Annotated in this window: 15 protein-coding genes; 7 read left to right on the plus strand and 8 right to left on the minus strand. The window is 49.5% G+C overall.

What is annotated here, in order from left to right; genetic code table 11:
- Window positions 1-4: 4 nt before the first annotated feature.
- Window positions 5-1,198 carry an exo-beta-N-acetylmuramidase NamZ domain-containing protein gene (locus tag ACNQKP_RS03395; RefSeq protein ID WP_417862850.1) on the plus strand — a complete coding sequence of 398 codons (1,194 nt, stop codon included), beginning with the start codon at window positions 5-7 and terminating at the stop codon, window positions 1,196-1,198.
- A 52-nt stretch (window positions 1,199-1,250) separates the two neighbouring features.
- Here ACNQKP_RS03395 and ACNQKP_RS03400 read toward each other — a convergent pair whose 3' ends face one another.
- The 3 genes from ACNQKP_RS03400 to ACNQKP_RS03410 form a co-directional block, all read right to left on the minus strand.
- Window positions 1,251-2,261: a hypothetical protein gene (locus ACNQKP_RS03400; RefSeq protein WP_417862851.1), complete on the minus strand. Its 1,011-nt coding sequence runs from the start codon at window positions 2,259-2,261 to the stop codon at window positions 1,251-1,253.
- Between the two features lie 8 nt (window positions 2,262-2,269).
- A complete protein-coding gene (locus tag ACNQKP_RS03405) occupies window positions 2,270-3,178 on the minus strand; it encodes a hypothetical protein (RefSeq protein WP_417862853.1) in 909 nt (302 codons plus the stop codon).
- A gap of 647 nt (window positions 3,179-3,825) precedes the next feature.
- The gene (locus ACNQKP_RS03410) at window positions 3,826-6,045 is read right to left on the minus strand and encodes a Tad domain-containing protein (protein ID WP_417862854.1); all 2,220 of its coding nucleotides are present in this window, start codon (window positions 6,043-6,045) and stop codon (window positions 3,826-3,828) included.
- 122 nt (window positions 6,046-6,167) lie between these two features.
- Between ACNQKP_RS03410 and ACNQKP_RS03415 the strand changes: the two genes are divergently transcribed.
- Both ACNQKP_RS03415 and nagZ read left to right on the plus strand, forming a co-directional pair.
- Window positions 6,168-7,046, plus strand: coding sequence for a hypothetical protein (locus ACNQKP_RS03415; RefSeq protein ID WP_417862856.1), 879 nt, complete (start codon window positions 6,168-6,170; stop codon window positions 7,044-7,046).
- A 3-nt stretch (window positions 7,047-7,049) separates the two neighbouring features.
- Entirely contained in the window at window positions 7,050-8,162 is a 1,113-nt protein-coding gene (gene nagZ, locus ACNQKP_RS03420) for a beta-N-acetylhexosaminidase (protein ID WP_417862857.1), read from the plus strand.
- On the opposite strand, the gene ACNQKP_RS03425 is transcribed toward nagZ, so the two are convergent.
- Window positions 8,163-8,912 (minus strand): OmpA family protein, encoded by a 750-nt coding sequence (locus tag ACNQKP_RS03425; protein WP_417862858.1) that lies wholly within the window; start codon window positions 8,910-8,912, stop codon window positions 8,163-8,165.
- A gap of 14 nt (window positions 8,913-8,926) precedes the next feature.
- Window positions 8,927-9,679 (minus strand): flagellar motor protein, encoded by a 753-nt coding sequence (locus tag ACNQKP_RS03430; RefSeq protein ID WP_038450500.1) that lies wholly within the window; start codon window positions 9,677-9,679, stop codon window positions 8,927-8,929.
- Between the two features lie 95 nt (window positions 9,680-9,774).
- Between ACNQKP_RS03430 and ACNQKP_RS03435 the strand changes: the two genes are divergently transcribed.
- The 4 genes from ACNQKP_RS03435 to ACNQKP_RS03450 are packed head-to-tail and all read left to right on the plus strand — an operon-like array spanning window position 9,775 to window position 12,593.
- Window positions 9,775-10,359 (plus strand): phosphatase PAP2 family protein, encoded by a 585-nt coding sequence (locus tag ACNQKP_RS03435; RefSeq protein ID WP_417862859.1) that lies wholly within the window; start codon window positions 9,775-9,777, stop codon window positions 10,357-10,359.
- On the plus strand, window positions 10,356-11,348 hold the full coding sequence (locus ACNQKP_RS03440) for an SDR family oxidoreductase (RefSeq protein WP_417862860.1): 993 nt from the start codon (window positions 10,356-10,358) through the stop codon (window positions 11,346-11,348). The genes ACNQKP_RS03435 and ACNQKP_RS03440 overlap by 4 nt, the downstream gene beginning before the upstream one ends.
- Before the next feature lie 7 nt (window positions 11,349-11,355).
- On the plus strand, window positions 11,356-12,189 hold the full coding sequence (mtgA, locus tag ACNQKP_RS03445; RefSeq protein ID WP_417862861.1) for a monofunctional biosynthetic peptidoglycan transglycosylase: 834 nt from the start codon (window positions 11,356-11,358) through the stop codon (window positions 12,187-12,189).
- Entirely contained in the window at window positions 12,186-12,593 is a 408-nt protein-coding gene (locus tag ACNQKP_RS03450) for a DUF523 domain-containing protein (protein WP_011162752.1), read from the plus strand. Before mtgA ends, ACNQKP_RS03450 begins: the two co-directional genes overlap by 4 nt.
- Here the strand turns inward: ACNQKP_RS03450 and ACNQKP_RS03455 are convergent, their stop codons facing one another.
- From ACNQKP_RS03455 to typA, 3 genes are read right to left on the minus strand one after another with little or no spacing between them, the layout of a single operon-like run.
- Window positions 12,594-13,382 (minus strand): ABC transporter permease, encoded by a 789-nt coding sequence (locus ACNQKP_RS03455; RefSeq protein ID WP_374027796.1) that lies wholly within the window; start codon window positions 13,380-13,382, stop codon window positions 12,594-12,596.
- Complete coding sequence (locus tag ACNQKP_RS03460; RefSeq protein ID WP_417862862.1) at window positions 13,382-14,308, minus strand: ABC transporter ATP-binding protein; 927 nt, start codon at window positions 14,306-14,308, stop codon at window positions 13,382-13,384. Before ACNQKP_RS03460 ends, ACNQKP_RS03455 begins: the two co-directional genes overlap by 1 nt.
- Window positions 14,308-16,122 carry a translational GTPase TypA gene (gene typA, locus ACNQKP_RS03465; RefSeq protein ID WP_417862863.1) on the minus strand — a complete coding sequence of 605 codons (1,815 nt, stop codon included), beginning with the start codon at window positions 16,120-16,122 and terminating at the stop codon, window positions 14,308-14,310. The genes ACNQKP_RS03460 and typA overlap by 1 nt, the downstream gene beginning before the upstream one ends.
- Between the last annotated feature and the right edge of the window lie 33 nt (window positions 16,123-16,155).

Below are 16,155 nucleotides of genomic sequence, written 5' to 3' on the forward strand. Positions count from 1 at the left end.
ATTTATGAAACTCGGTCTTGAAGTACTTCTCGCAAATCCAAAGATGATAAAAAACCTCAAAGGCAAACGCGTGGGCCTGGTCTGCCACCCTGCCAGCGTGGATGAAAATCTTCAGCACAGCATGGATTTGCTTTCCAAGAAAATCAAACTTTCCTGCGCGTTCGGCCCTCAGCACGGCGTTCGCGGCGACAAACAAGACAACATGATCGAAAGCCCGAACTTTGTGGATCCGGTTCACAAGATTCCAGTTTTCAGCCTGTATGGCGAAGTTCGTCGTCCAACGGCCGAGATGATGTCCCACTTCGACGTGGTGCTGTTTGATCTTCAGGATCTGGGCTGCCGCATTTACACGTTCATCACCACGCTTTTGTACATCATGGAAGAATCCGCAAAGCTTGGAAAGACAGTCATCGTCCTGGATCGTCCGAACCCTGCGGGGCGTCCGGTGGAAGGATTCAAGATGCTTCCAGGCTGGGAATCCTTTGTGGGCGCGGCTCCGATTCCTATGCGCCACGGCCTGACTATGGGTGAGCTGGCTTTGTACTTTGCTGACTACTACAAAATGGATCTGGACCTGCAGATCGTGAAAATGAAAGGCTACAGTCCCGACAAGGGCCCGGGCTTTGGCTGGGATCTGAAGCGTCCTTGGGTGAATCCTTCTCCGAACGCAGCATCTTTGAATATGGCGCGCGCTTATTCTGGAACCGTGCTGATTGAGGGCACAACACTTTCAGAAGCTCGCGGCACAACGCGTGCGCTGGAAATCATCGGTGCTTCGGATATTGATTATGCGGAAGTTCTGGTCCGCATGAAAAAGAAAGCACCTCAGTGGTTCAAGGGTGTGACCTTGCGTGAATGCTTCTTTGAGCCGACTTTCCACAAGCATGTGGGCAAGCTTTGCCACGGCTTCCAGTTTCACACGGACGGCATCAGCTACAAGCACGATCAGTTCAAACCTTTCCGTCTGACGGCACTGATGCTGAAGGTGATTCGCGAAATGCATCCGAAGTACCCGATCTATCGAGATTTTGCTTACGAGTACGTGAAAGACCGTCTGGCATTTGATGTGATTAACGGCGGACCGGCGCTGAAGAACTGGATCGAAAATCCAAAGGCCACTCCAAAAGATCTGGATGCGGCATTGGCCAAGGATGAAAAATCCTGGGTGAAGGAAAGAAAGAAATACCTGCTTTATTAAAAATAAAAGGGTGCTGGAAACAGCACCCTTTTTTACTTCTGATATCTGGCTTTTACTTCTGCAAAGCCAGTTCAGCGTCGGTATAGAAAGACTCTTGGCTTTCTTTGACTTTATATCTGCGAGTCATCATCAGGAAGATACTGTCAGCGGCAACACCGATAGGTTCACCGTTGTAGTTCTTCTGCATGCCTGCAAGACTTGATGGATCACGTTCCAAGCTTACGCCACCGGAACCAGAACCGCCGGCACCCGCATAACCACTGCCTGAGCCATCATCCGTTGGAGAAGCTGGACCCCAGCCTCCACCACCGCCGCCGCCGCCTTCACTGAAGCCGTTGGAAGCAGTCATCGCACCGATTTTCAGCTTTTCAACTTTATCTGCGGACTTTTTGGAAACCTGAGCATAAGCATCCTGGGCTGCGAGGATCGCACCTTGCGGAATGCCTGCCGCGGCCATAGAGGCTGCGGAAGAGAAGTCGGATGCCTTGTAGGTTTTGCCATCCGGAGTTTTGATGACTCCTGTTTTTGGATCAAGCAGCCCACCAGTAGTTAGCTTTCCAGTGTTCGTTCCCAAGGCCTTCACATTCGGATCATTTGAAAGTGGATTGTTTGGATCAGTCAGATCGATATTCCCGTAATCATAAGCATTTCCCAAACCGTCAGACTGGAAAGATGTTAATCCTGAAGATCCTGCGGCCTTTCCATGCTCTTTACCCTGAGCCATAGAAAGGACGCCAAATCCAGTGAAGATCGCGGCCATCGCACACGCCCCATAGTTTTGACTGGAGCATTCACCCCACTTCTCAGCCGCCATAGTAAACATCAAGGCTCCGGTAAGGAACTGAGTTGCCTGGGCACCTTTGTTCGAGCTTCCTGACTTGTCTGCAGAATCTTTAACGGATGGTGACGAAGTTTTGCCCGTTGTGGTTTCAACCCCCTTGTCGGGCGTAGTCTTAGGTGTCGTCGTGGAAGTAGTGCCACCACTGACGGTGACCGCTCCCGCCATAACCGGAGACCAAATCAACGACAATATACAAACGCACTTGATTGTTAATTTTGTCATGGCTTCCCCTAGTTATTCAAAAGAGTGTTTTTGTTATCGCGGTAACGTTCTTTGATCTTTTCCCAGTTGGACTTGCCACCCTGGCCGGTCACTTCATTTTTCCAGGCCTGCTGACCTGCCATACCTTGAGAAGGATCTTTCGCCCCGCCTGGCAGATATTGGCGCAGTTTTGAATCAGAGCCCTTAAAGCCACCGAATCCGCCACCGCCTCCGCCGCCACCAGAGCCAGACAGAATGTCAGTGTTCAGACCTTTTTTCGCAGCTTCACCCTGAGCACCGGCACCACCGCCACTGCCACCACCAAAACCACTCAAGCCACTGCCACCACCGGTCGGCGCACCGATACCGGAAGAGTCACCGCCACCTGAGTTGGTGGATGCAAGGTCACGCAATCCCGCCAAAGGATCACTTTCAATACCTGGAAGAGTATTTGTCCCGGCGCCGTTGGCTGTTCCCAGCTCGGCACCTTGGGAAGCCAAACGAGACGTCGTCCCGTCATTAGCTTTCTGGTAGGAGTTCGAACAACCTGGGGTTCTTGGATTTGCTTTACAGATACACTCTGGATCATTGGCCGCCACAGTCGCATCAGCACACTTATCCACTGCCGCAGTTGTTGTTGCGTCAGTGCCGGTACCATTAGACTCTTCATCGCACTGTTGACCCTGCTTGAAAGAGGAGATCATGGAAGCAATACCCGCACCAGCAGATACAATCATGTTGGCATACTCATATGTACAGGCTACATTCTTTTTCGCCACTGACTTTGAATCCGCTTTCGAATTATCTGTGCCAGCTAGGCCTTTAATTTCTTTATCAAGAGCTGTAAGCGCACTAGCCAAAGTTTCGCATGGACCGGCTGCCGTCGGCGGAATAGGACCTGCATGGCCACATCCGTAAGCAGTTACCTGCATCTTCACAATACGCTCTAAGTTATTTGAAACCGTCGAACAGGAAGCTTCACAGGCGGCTCTCGCTGTAGAACAAGCCGCGGTATATGCCGTTAATCCACCCTGTGCAAGACGTGCAATCTTCGCTAGGTTACTACAAGCATCTTGGACCGCCACACCAGTAATCATGCTGGCTACAGTGTTAATATTATTCAGTGTTTTTTGAAGCTCAGGGCTTGTTTTCTCTCGACACAACCAAGAGGCTGTTGACTGAGATTTTACACAAGTACCATGTAGATTCGAATAGAACGATGCCGCTTGAGAAAGGTTCTTTAAACTCGCGAAGTCAGGACCTCCAGCAGCTGCGGTATCAGCAAGCCCCATAACCTTCTCAACCGAACCCTTAAAACTATTTGCTTTATCCGTATAACCTTCATCTGAGACATCAGATCGGGCTTCTTTCGAATCACCAGCTTTCACACCACCATCTGCCGGCTTTGTTTCGCCCTCAGCATGAGCGAGAGAAGCCGTGAACGACAATGCAATTAACATCGAAAGAAGACTTGTCTTCAAACTACGCATAAGAATTTCCCCTACCATATCCTTTTCGGACAAAGGTCAGAGTTTCTTAAATTTTTGGGTCTTGTATCGATTTGAGACACTCAGATGAAATCTGTTTAGAACTCGCTGTCTTCAGGTGGAGGATTCAGCAATGCTCCACGCACCCCTGTGCCGCCCAACTCAAGATCAGTACGACGAAGATAGTCCGATGAAACCATCTTCACAGAGTAGCCCGTTGTACCGCCTGAAACGCAGTTTCCTGGGTTTGGCACTTCAGGCTCACCGGAATCAGCACCTCTTGGTGTGATCGTGCATTTGCCGAACTTGGCTGGATCCAAACTGTAATCCACAAGGCTCACCGGCGCCCAGGACGTCAGAACATCCTGCCATTTTGTGGAAATATAAGTCAGTTTCCCTGCGATATCCACGAACGTCTTCATAAATGTATTTCCGGAAACAGCTTTATACTGATCGATGACGCTGAATTTATCCCAGTTGATACCCTCTTTATTGGAACCTTTGTGAGTCCCGATGTCGCCTAAGAACTCTTTGTTCTCGCCGTAGTAGCCAGAGCCTACACTTTTTAGGAAGCCATCACGCAAGCGGGTGTAATAGTTGTGATAGAAATCAGGCTCGATAGAATAATAAGTAAGATCAAACGGATCAGGGAGAATCGCCGAAAGCTCTAACATGCGCATACGAGAAGGCCCATCATTAGCATGATCCCATGCCAGCAAATCCTGATTCCCACCACGTTGATAGAAATTAAATGGAAGATGCTTCCAATGTTCAAAGTTCGGAGCGGTATCTCCTGTATTTTCCGGAGCAGCCCCGACCTCTACATTGTCGTCTGCACCAATCCTCCAGTTCGTATCCAGCTTATAGATAGCGCGTCCATATTGATAAAGAACCCGGCGGCTTTTCAAACCTACTTTATCACCGACATAACGACTGTAATTCGCAATCCGCGTAGGATCCCCTGGCACACCCACATGGGCTTGGTCCATCAAGCGAGGTGGCAGATTGGGATCAGTTTTGTCATTGGGACCCCCTTGCGATCCATTATAAGAAGCAGAGCCGGACGGATACTTGTTATAATACCACGGCCCAATACGGCCACCAAACGGCTTGTAGAAAGCACGGGCTTTAATTTCCAAAGAACCAAAAGGCGAGAACGGAATTTTAGGACGAGCCGATGCCGAAACACCGACATACGCCATACACCAAGGATTCTTTTCCACCCCGATGGAATAGTTGTAAATATCACTGATTGGCTCACGAATACCGATATAATTCTTCAGCTCATCAACTTCGGTTCTAAATCTTCCGTCTGCTACCGTCGCATTTGGAAGATCTGATTCAACATTTGAAAGCATTTTCGGCTTAGGCGTAATGCTTGTTTCCGTGCAGATCGTATCGATATAACTGAATCCAGGATAAGTCTTAATCTGCTTCAACCAACGAGCAGGCTCCCCTTTGGCTCCTTGAGAGCCATTACAGGCCGAATGCCCCAATGAATTATAGATGCTCATTTTCAGATCAGACGTGTTGTTGGCCGCAGTCAAATTGTTCTTAAGAGTGTTCTCCATCCCCAGCTTGACACTTTTTCCGTCGATATCAAAGAAATCGGCGTCAGGCGAACTCGGGCTCATCGCCTTGGAAAGATAGGATATCAAAAGAGCACGGTTGCCCTGATCGATATTAAAGGCAACAACGAAACCACCCAGCATCAGATAGTTGAAGGATCCAAAGTCCTTACAACGCTCAATCAGGCTGGCACGCAGGTTCAGGGCAAGACTTCGAGTTCTTCCGGAAACACTCGGCAAGTCGATTAATACAGGCGGGATCCTGAAGACACTAATACCAGTATGCGAAGACAAAGCTTTGCAGGTATTTTCTCCATCTGGCATCGGCTTGAACGGAATATAAGTGATACAGAATGAAGGCGAATCGTAAAAGTTCTGTGCCGCTGGATTGATACTGTCGTCATCGCTATTGCGCAAACGACCGCCACCTATCTTATCAAATGGATGCTCCTCGAAATCCCCGGCCGTCCCCAGCATACGATAGCGCCAAGCCAGAAGCTTCCAGCTCTGACGAATCTGATAGTTCGTATGGGCAATCACATTCATGCCCTCGGCTTGTTTCATCGCTCCGTAATAGGCGGCAAGATCGACAGAGTTTTGCAGATTGATTTTGTGATGAACCAAAAGGCCGACGTTGATAACCATCGCAAAGAACAGGAACAGAATCTGAAAGATCAACGCCACAAACAGGGCAATCTGCCCCCGCTTGTTGTTAAGATTCTGAATAAAAGTGCTTCGTGAGTTCAACATCTATATCCCCGCATTGTCTCGTAGGTTGTCTCATGAAGCAACAACTCGACCTCTAAAACTTTGACTTGTTCTATAGTGAGATGACAGACTTTTATCCATAGTTCTGAAGGGAGAACTCGACGATGGTCCAACGACTTTGCCTGACAATTTTACTGACGCTGATGTTTGCGGGCCCCGCTCACGCGGATGTTTTGTTTGAAGGCTACGCGAAAGTGATCTCCGGCGAAGAACACATCGGCTACGTGATCAGCCGCTATGAATTTGAACCAAAGAAAAAGCAGTTCATTTCCACCTACTTCCTGAAAACCGGAAAAGGTCCCAGCGAAACCACCGAAAGCCTGAAGGCCTATGCGGATGCGGACCTGACACCGATTTCCTATGAATACACCTCTTTGGCCGGCAAAGAATCCAAGATCATCGACGCCAAGTTCAAAGGTGGCACCCTGACGGGCGTGATTAAAAACGGCACCAAAGTTTCCCGCATCGAAAAGAAGATCCCTAAAGGAACCTTCCTTTCAACGTTTCTGGTCTATCTGATGTTGAAGTCCAAAGAAGGCCTGAAATCAGAAACCAACTATGAATATCAGGCCATCGCGGAAGAAGACGGCGCCATCTATAAGGGTCAAGCTCTGGTCGGAAAAGAAGAGATCTACAACGGCTTTAAGTCCTTCAAGATTCTGAACACCTTCAAAGACATCAAATTCTTAAGCTACGTCAATGAACGTGGCGAAGTCCTGGGCACAAACGCCATGGGCCAGGGCATCGTCACTGAACTTGTGGCAAATCCTTCTGAAGCCATTGGAAACATCCCTTATAGCGCCTCTCTGCTAAAAACTTTATTCGGCAAGGTTCCTGCCGGCGACGCCAATGTCGTCACTCGCAATGCCAAGCTGAAAGCAGCAGAAGCCAACGCCCCAGCCCCGAGCAAGCAAATGGGCGTCCCACAAGGACAGGGAATCATCATCAAGGCTCAACCGGAAACAGAGAAAAAAGGGAACTAGTTCATGAGTATCAGTCACATCATTGGTCAGCACATGTTCATCGGCGTATCAGGTCACGCCCTCACCGCTGACGAAAAAAAGTTCATTGTAGAAAACAACATCGGTGGTGTGTGCCTGTTTGGCCGAAACGTCGCAGAGCCCAAGCAGGTTCGCGAGCTGTGCGCCGAAATCCAGTCTTTGCGTCACAAACAAGTCGACAAAGCACCGTTGTTCATTGGTATTGATATGGAAGGCGGCCGCGTTCACCGTCTGAAGGCTCCGTTCACCGTGTGGCCGCCGCTAAGAAAGCTGGGCGATCTGGATGCGCCGACCGTGTCTTTCCATTTTGCCAACCGCATGGGCCTTGAAATGAAAGCCGTCGGCATCAATCTGGATTTCGCTCCGTGCGTGGATATCTTCACGAACCCTGGCAACACCGTTATCGGCGACCGCTCTATCAGTTCTGATCCCGAGATGGTGGCAAAACACGCTTCGGCCCTGGTTCGCGGATACATCAAAGCCGATATCATCACCTGCGCAAAACATTTCCCCGGCCATGGCAACACCATCGTCGACAGCCACGAAGACCTGCCGGTTGAAAATACCGATCTGGAGCGTCTGGAATCCTGCGAACTGATTCCATTTAAAAAGACTTTCAAGTCCCGCGTGGACATGGTCATGACCTCGCACATCAAGTTCCCGAATATTGACCCTGAGTGGCCAGTAACTTTGTCCGAGACATTCGTACGAAAAATGATTCGTGAAGAGATGCGCTATCGCGGTCTGATTATCACTGATGACCTCGGCATGAAAGCCATGACGAAACACTATGGCATAGAAGAAGTGCCTGTGCGCGCCCTGAAAGCGGGCGTGGATCTGCTGCTTTACTGCAATGACCCTGAGGTTCCGCCGCAGGCCTACGACGCCATCCTGGGTGCCGTGGCCCAAGGTTCTTTGAAGAAAGAGGACCTTGAAGCCAGCTATCGTCGCATCATGGACTTTAAAAAGGTAAAGATCCAGAATCCTGATCCACTTCCATTGGAAGAAGCAATCAAGATCATCGGCAGTCCGGAACACCTGAAGATCGCTTCTGCGATCGCCAATGGTCAGATTCCCGACGGGCTTTTGCCAGAATAACTAAATTTCAACTTTGGAACTGTCGGTGACGATGAAAATTTCGATCCGGCGGTTCATCGCCCGGTGCTCATCCGTATCGTTGGGCACCACCGGCTTCTGATCACCATAAGACAATGAAACAAAGCGCTTTGGATCCATCTGGTGCACTTTCACCAGATAGCGCACCACTGCGGAAGCACGCCCCCCGGCCAGCTCCCAGTTGCTCGGGAACAGAGTCCCGCCAATGGGCAGATCATCCGTGTGACCTTCGATAATGATTCTTTTTTTATGGGTCTTTAGAACATCCGCAACTTTGTCCAAGCTCTTAAGGGCTTCAGGTTTTAGCTTCGCGGAGCCCTCCTGAAAGAATGTTGACGCTGCAAGAGCAATCCTCACCCCGACAGCATCGTGATAAACATCCTGAATAGCCTGCTTCTTTTGCGCGCTGTCCATGGACTTATCCAGAGCTCTTTCCACATAGTCTTCGACCTCGCCAGGCCCGCCCTTTTTGGGGAAGTTCCCAACAGGCATTTCAAGCTCGCCGATGATACTGCCAATGGAATTTGGTTCGGCATCAGATCCGCCCCGGCCCACCAGATGCAGACTGAGCTTCACGGAGTCTTCAAATTCTTTTTGTTTCTCTTCATTGGAAGTCGAGGTGGCGTACATGACAACAAAGAAGGCAAACAGCAGAGTGATGAAATCCGCATAAGAGACCAGCCATCTCTCGTGGTTTTCATGTTCTTCATGTTTGCAGTGTTTCTTTGCCATGAATTCTTTCCGACCTATTTTTGATCGCTGTCGAGATAGGCGTAAAGCTTCTGTTCCAGCACCACCGGATTCATCCCGCTGGCAATCAGAAGACCGCCTTCAAGGACCATCATTTTTTCACGAGTTAAAGCCTGAACACGGCGTTTCAGCTTGTTTCCAAGAGGCAGGAACAACAAATTGGCCGAGCTGACTCCGTACACAGTCGCGACAAAGGCCACCGCGATCCCTGCGCCCAACTTGCTTGTGTCGGTCAGATTTCCCATAACATGGATAAGACCCAAAACTGCACCGATGATACCGATGGTAGGCGCAAAGCCACCGGCGTCTGTCCAGATTTTGGCTCCGCCCAGAAGCTCTTCTTCTTCCGTGTGAATCTGTGTTTCAAAGATATCGCGAATGGTCGTTATGTCGACACCATCGACCACATTTCTGAGGACTCCTTTTAACAATGGGTCTTCAATGCGATTAAGGCGTGGCTCCAAAGCCAGGATGTTTTCTTTTTTAGCAAGCCTTGCACAGTCGACGATTTCATTAAGGCGCACTTTGCTGCGGCTTTCCTCGTGACGAAAGGCTTTTTTAGCCAGCTGTAAACCGGTCTTTAAGTCTTTTTCAGAACTTGAAACCATCACGGCACCAATAGTGCCCGTTAAAACGATAATGAAGGCCGTTAACTGCATCAGCGAACTTGTGTGTCCGCCCTCCAGCAGGTTGCCAAGCAGTATCCCACCGACCCCTACCAGAATCCCAATCCATGTTGCTTTGTCCATAAACAGAATGATGCCATAGGCCCTTGCTGGTGACACTTGGACCAGTGCAGAACCTAGACTTTCTGCGAGCGAAAAATTAGGGTAAAGTCACCCTGATGCTCGATTTTATTTTGTCTCTCGATAAGAGTCTTTTTGTATTGGTGAATTCACATTGGACCGCGGCCTGGGCCGATCAATTCTTCCCGTTTATCACAGATCTGCACAAAACACCGTTTTTCAAGTACGTGCTGGTGCCGGTGATTCTGGCCCTGTTTATCTGGCGTCGGGGACTAAAAAAAGGCCTGATCATCTTTGTCTTTGCTCTTCTGTCTGTTTCTATCTCTGACGGAGTTGGAAACTGGGCCTTCAAAAAGACAGTTCAGCGCCCAAGGCCGGCCAACACTCAAGGGTTGGATGTTCAGGTGCGGGCTCCCTTTGGCGGATACAGTTTTGTTTCCAATCATTCTACCAACATGTTCAGTTTCGCGAGCTTTACTTCCGCTATTTTCCCACCAGCCACAGTGCCTTTGTATACTTTGGCGACGGTGATTGCCTATAGCCGCGTTTACAATGGCGTGCACTTCCCGACAGACGTGATCTGCGGGGCACTGCTGGGAATGATTTTTGGTATTTTGTTCGCACGTCTGTGCAAGTTGATCCTTGATCGCATCAAAGAAGAAGAAGGGACCGTTACAACATGAAGAAGGTTTTAGTCACCGGAGCAAACGGTTTTTTGGGTAGCTGGCTGACCAAAGCCCTTCTGGAGGAGGGTCACGATGTTTATGCCCTGGTTCGTCCGAAAAGTGACCTTTCTGAACTTGAAGGCGTGAAATGCAAATACGTTCACGGTGACGTCACTGATGTGCATTCTTTGCTGGAAGCCACCAAGGGCATGGATACTGTCTTTCATCTGGCCGGCGTTATTGCATATAAAAAGTCCCAGCGCGCCCAGATGGACAAAGTCAACGTGCAAGGCACAGCCAATGTGATTGCAGTTTGCCGCGAACACAACGTGCGACGCCTGGTTTATTTGTCGTCCGTAGTGGCCATCGGCGCCGGATATACTCCCGATCAGATTCTGAATGAAGAATCCCCTTATAATATCGCCGATCTGAATCTGGGGTATTTTGAAACCAAACACCAAGCCGAAATTCTGGTAAAAAACGCCTGCGACAAAAACGAAATTGATGCTGTGATGCTGAACCCATCCACAATCTATGGCCGTGGAGATGCCAAAAAGGGCAGTCGCAAGATGCAGGTCAAAGTCGCGCAAGGAAAGCTGAACTTCTACACTTCCGGCGGCGTGAATGTTGTTGCGGCAGAAGATGTGGTGGCTGGAATTTTGAGTGCTTGGAAAGTCGGTCGCAAAGGTGAACGTTATATTCTTTCCGGCGAAAATATGCTGATCAAAGACCTCTTTGCCATGATTGCCGCCGAAGCAGGCGTAACAGCTCCGAAACATCAACTGCCTGACGGCCTTTTGCATGCCGTGGGTGCTATTGGTGACTTCATGGAAAAAATGGGCATGAAGGGACCGTTGAGCCGCGAAAATGCCTACACGGCAACAATGTATCACTGGTTTGATTCTTCCAAAGCACAAAAGGAACTTGGCTTTTCACCAAGACCCGCTCGAGAGGCCATTCACAATTCTGTGCAATGGATGAAGGATCACGGACTGGTGACAAAGTAATCCCCGCATGATCAAAAAGCTGATTTTCTTTTTATTGGGTGTTCTGACTTTGATGGGTGTGGCCGCAGGTTCATTGTGGGCCTGGTTGCCCTCGGACAAAGAAATTCGCGGCTGCATGGTCACGAAAATGTATCAGGTGGAACTGTGTCCTGGTTCCAAGAACTATGTTCCACTGAAACAAATCGCCCCAATCCTGCAAAAGACCATCATTCTGACTGAAGATTCCAATTTCTATAATCATAAGGGCTTTGACTGGGACGCGATTGAAAAGAACGCCAAAGAGGGCTGGGAAACCGGTGTCTTTAAACGTGGTGGATCCACCATCACCCAGCAACTGGCGAAAAACATGTTCCTGAACAAGGACCGCACCTTCATCCGCAAGGGTCTTGAAGCCATCATCACCGACCGGATCGAGCACACCCTGACAAAAAAAGAAATCCTGGAAAGATATCTGAACGTGGTGGAGTTCGGCAAAGACATCTATGGAGTCAAGGCGGCGGCGAAATACTATTTCAAGAAGTCCCCGGCAGAATTGACGGTGGTTGAGTCAGCTTTCCTGGCGATGGTTCTTCCGAATCCGGTAAAGTACTCCCAGTCCTATTACCGCAAAGAGCTGACTCCGTTTGCGCGCAAGCGCCTGGGTCGTATCGTTGATGATCTTTTCCAGTATCACCGCATCTCTCAGGAAGAATACGATATTGCCAGCGCCCAAGTCGCTTATTTCTTCCAACCCGAACCTCCACCGGAAGAAATGACTTCTGGCGAAGAAGTTCCGACCCTGGAAGAGCTGGAAAACCTGGAGTCCCAGGAGCAGCTTGAAAGCAGCGAGGAGGTTGAATGAAGATCGTATCTGCCTGCCTTTCCGGAGTTCACTGCCGCTATGACTGCAAAGCCCAGACAAGATCCCCGATTGAAGAGATGGTGCAAAACGGGGAAGCCATTCCCGTCTGCCCGGAACAGTTGGGTGGTCTTTCAACTCCCCGACCTCCGGCAGAACGCATCGGCGACCAAGTCCTGACCAATCAGGGTGTGGATGTGACTGAGCAATACACCCGTGGTGCGGAAGAAGCTCTGAGAATTGCCAAGCTTGTCGGCGCCACCGAGGCGCTGTTGAAATCCAAGTCCCCCATGTGCGGATGCGGAAAGATCTATGACGGCACCTTCACCGGCGCTCAGAAAGACGGCGACGGGGTTTTTGCCGAGCTTTTGAAAAAACACGGCATCAAGGTCACCCCGGTCGATTGATTATTTCAGCAGTTTCTTGCGAATGCGGAAGAAGGCGATGTTCATGCAGATCCACGTCGCCACCAGCAGAATTAAAACGTGAATCAAAACCCACAATGTCGGTCCCTGATGAAGCACTTCGCGCACGGCTGCCACCGCGTGAGTCAGCGGGAACAAGTACGCCACATAACGAAGTGCCGCGGGCAACTGATCCAGCGGGAAGTACGTTCCGCTCAACAAACTCATTGGAACAATCAAACCTGAAGTGGAATAGATAAAGGAGTCATAGTTACGTGCGTAAGAAGTCAGAATCATTCCAATGCACGAAAACAGCGCACTCATCAGGAACAAAATCGGCAGCGCCAGCAAAATGCGGTAAGAATCAATCAACCCAAAGAACAGCGCCACGATCGTGACACCCGTCACACCAAAGAAACCTTTACTGGTCGCCCACAAAAGCTCTCCCGCAACGATTTCCTCTGGACCCACACGAGTCAGCATGATCGTCGCGTAAGTTTTCTGATGAGTCAGTTTCGTGTAGTTCCCATAGGTGCCTTCAAAGAAAGCCACCATCATCGCCGTGGTTGAAAGCAAAGCCGGGAAGAAGAATTCGATATAAGACATGCCACCCATGTTGTTCACAAAAGCGCCAAGACCAAAACCAATGGCTCCCAGATAGATCACTGGCTCCAGAACAATCCAGAACAGGGACACCAGCCAGGTTTTTTTAAAATACATGAAATTGCGGGACCATACTTTCATGGCGCCGCTGTTCACTGTGGGAAGGGTAAAGCAGTCTTTCAGCTTCATTATTCGTCCCTCAGTTGATGACCCGCAAGCTTCAAAAAGACGTCGTTCAAAGTGGGCTTGCGAATGAATATCTTGTCACTGGCAATCAGGTCCACCACGCGGCGGCCTTCCTGATTTTCTTTCACCAGAACAGACACCGTATCTTTGATCACCTGATAAGAGAACCCCTCAGCACGCAGTCGGCCCAGGTAATAATTCAGATCCACCGGGTTTGTGTCAAACTCCACCACTTCCTTGCCGATCAGCTCGCGAATCAGATCGCGGGGCTTACCGATCGTCAGAATGCGGCCGCCATCGATGATCGCCACACGATCACACATTTGCTCGGCTTCTTCCATATAGTGGGTGGTCAGCACCAAAGTGCTTTTCTCAGATTTTAGATGCTTGAAAAAGTCCCAGATCCAAACCCGCGCCTGCGGATCAAGACCTGTGGTTGGTTCATCCAGGAAAACCACTTCCGGAGAATTAATCAGGCCACGAGCAATCGCCAGACGGCGCTTCATGCCCCCGCTAAGTGTTTCCACCGAACGGTCCTGGTATTCTTCCAGCTTCATCAGACGCAGCAGGGCCTGAGCCCGAAGATCGGCCTCAGCAACTGGGATATTATGAAAGCTTGCATAGACGAGAAGATTTTCAAGGACTGTGAAGTCAGGATCAAGGCCGTCCTCTTGCGGGACGACCCCTATGCGAGATTTGATCTCGCGGAAATTCTTTTTAACGTTCAAGCCCAGAACATAAAGTTCTCCGCTTGAAACCAGGGCTGAGCAATACATCATCTTCATTGTAGTTGATTTGCCAGCCCCGTTTGGACCAAGAAGCCCGAAACATTCGCCTTTGTAAATTTCAAGATTGATTCCGTCTACGGCGATCTTATCGTCGTACTTTTTGGTCAGATCCTTGATTTCAATGGCGACGTTCGTACTCATTATTCCTTCGCTGCTTTTGCACGTTTGTGCGGATCAAGTTCACGCAAACGAAGACGGATGTGCTTCGGCGTCACTTCGATCAGCTCAGATTCTTTGATCCATTCCATCGCTCTTTCCAGAGTGAATTTTTTCACTGGAACCAGACGGATAGCTTCATCAGAACCCGAAGCACGTACGTTTGACAATTTCTTTTCACGAGTGATGTTCACTTCTAGATCATTTTCCTTGGCGTGTTCACCAACGATCATGCCTTCGTACACTTCATCACCGTGTTCAACCATCATGACACCGCGCTCTTGAAGATTCCAGATCGCGTAGGATGTCGCAGAACCTTTACGGTCAGAAATCATCGCACCGTTCAAACGGTGTTCGATTTCACCACGATAGTCATCCCAACCGTCAAACTGGGTGTTCAACAAACCGGTACCACGAGTGTCCGTCAGGAACTCAGAACGGTAACCGATCAGACCACGGGAAGGAATACGGAACTCAAGACGAGTGCGTCCGGAACCTTTTTGAACCATGTTAGTCATCACACCTTTACGTTTACCCAACTTTTCAGTCACGGCACCAACGTAAGCGTCTTCGATATCGATAACCGCGATTTCCATTGGTTCCATTTTCTTGCCGTTTTCTTCTTTGAAGACAACAGTCGGTTTGGAAACCAGAAGCTCGAAGTTTTCACGGCGCATTTGTTCGATCAAAACGCCCAACTGAAGCTCACCACGACCCACAACTTTGAACGCGTCAGTAGAGTCCGTTTTTTCCACGCGGATAGCCACGTTGTACAACAACTCTCTGTCCAGACGGTCGATGATTTTACGGGAAGTCACGTTCTTACCATCAAGGCCGGCGAAAGGACCGTTGTTGACGGAGAAGACCATGCCCACTGTCGGCTCTTCAACGCGGATACGCGGAAGTGGACGAGGATCTGTTGCAGAAGTGATGGTGTCACCGATAGTGAAATCTTCCATACCGGCGATAACAACCATGTCACCCGCGCCAACTTCCTGAGCAGGAACCTGGGAGTTCACTTTGTACTGGAACAAAGCGGATACTTTTACTTTCTTCTGAGCGTTCGCCTGAACGCAAAGAACTTCGTCACCCACTTTGATGGTACCAGCTCTCATACGACCGATCGCCAGACGACCTACGTAATCATTGTAAGAGATGTTGGAAACCATAACCTGAAGTGGAGCATTTTCTTCGATAGTTGGAGGCGGAACCAGGTTTACGATTGCATCGTAAAGAACTTCCAGGGAACCGGTGTTAACCGCTGGATCCAAAGTCGCCATACCTTCACGCGCGATAGCGTAAACAGTGTGGAAATCACATTGTTCTTCAGTTGCATCCAGATCGATGAACAGGTCGAACAACTCATTGTGAACTTCCTGAATACGAGCATCAGAACGGTCAATTTTGTTGATACAAACGATAACTTTTTTGCCGCCCTCAAGAGCTTTTTTCAAAACGAAACGAGTCTGTGGCAATGGACCTTCGGAAGCATCGCAAAGAAGGATACAACCATCAACCATGTTCAGGATACGCTCAACCTCGCCGCCGAAGTCACTGTGCCCCGGTGTATCGACGATGTTAACTTTGATATCTTTGTACATGAAGGAGGCGTTCTTTGCCGCGATCGTGATCCCACGCTCTCTCTCAAGATCCATGGAGTCCATCAGGCGCTCTTCAACGTGCTCATTGTCACGGAAAGTACCTGCTTGTTTAATCAAGTGGTCAACCAGTGTCGTCTTACCGTGGTCGACGTGCGCGATGATCGCGATATTTCTAATTTTCTTCGGATCTTGAATCATATTTACCCTTCGTTATGAAACTCTCTAAAAACA

It is taken from the genome of Bdellovibrio bacteriovorus (assembly GCF_048286975.1).
Classification (GTDB): domain Bacteria; phylum Bdellovibrionota; class Bdellovibrionia; order Bdellovibrionales; family Bdellovibrionaceae; genus Bdellovibrio; species Bdellovibrio bacteriovorus_H.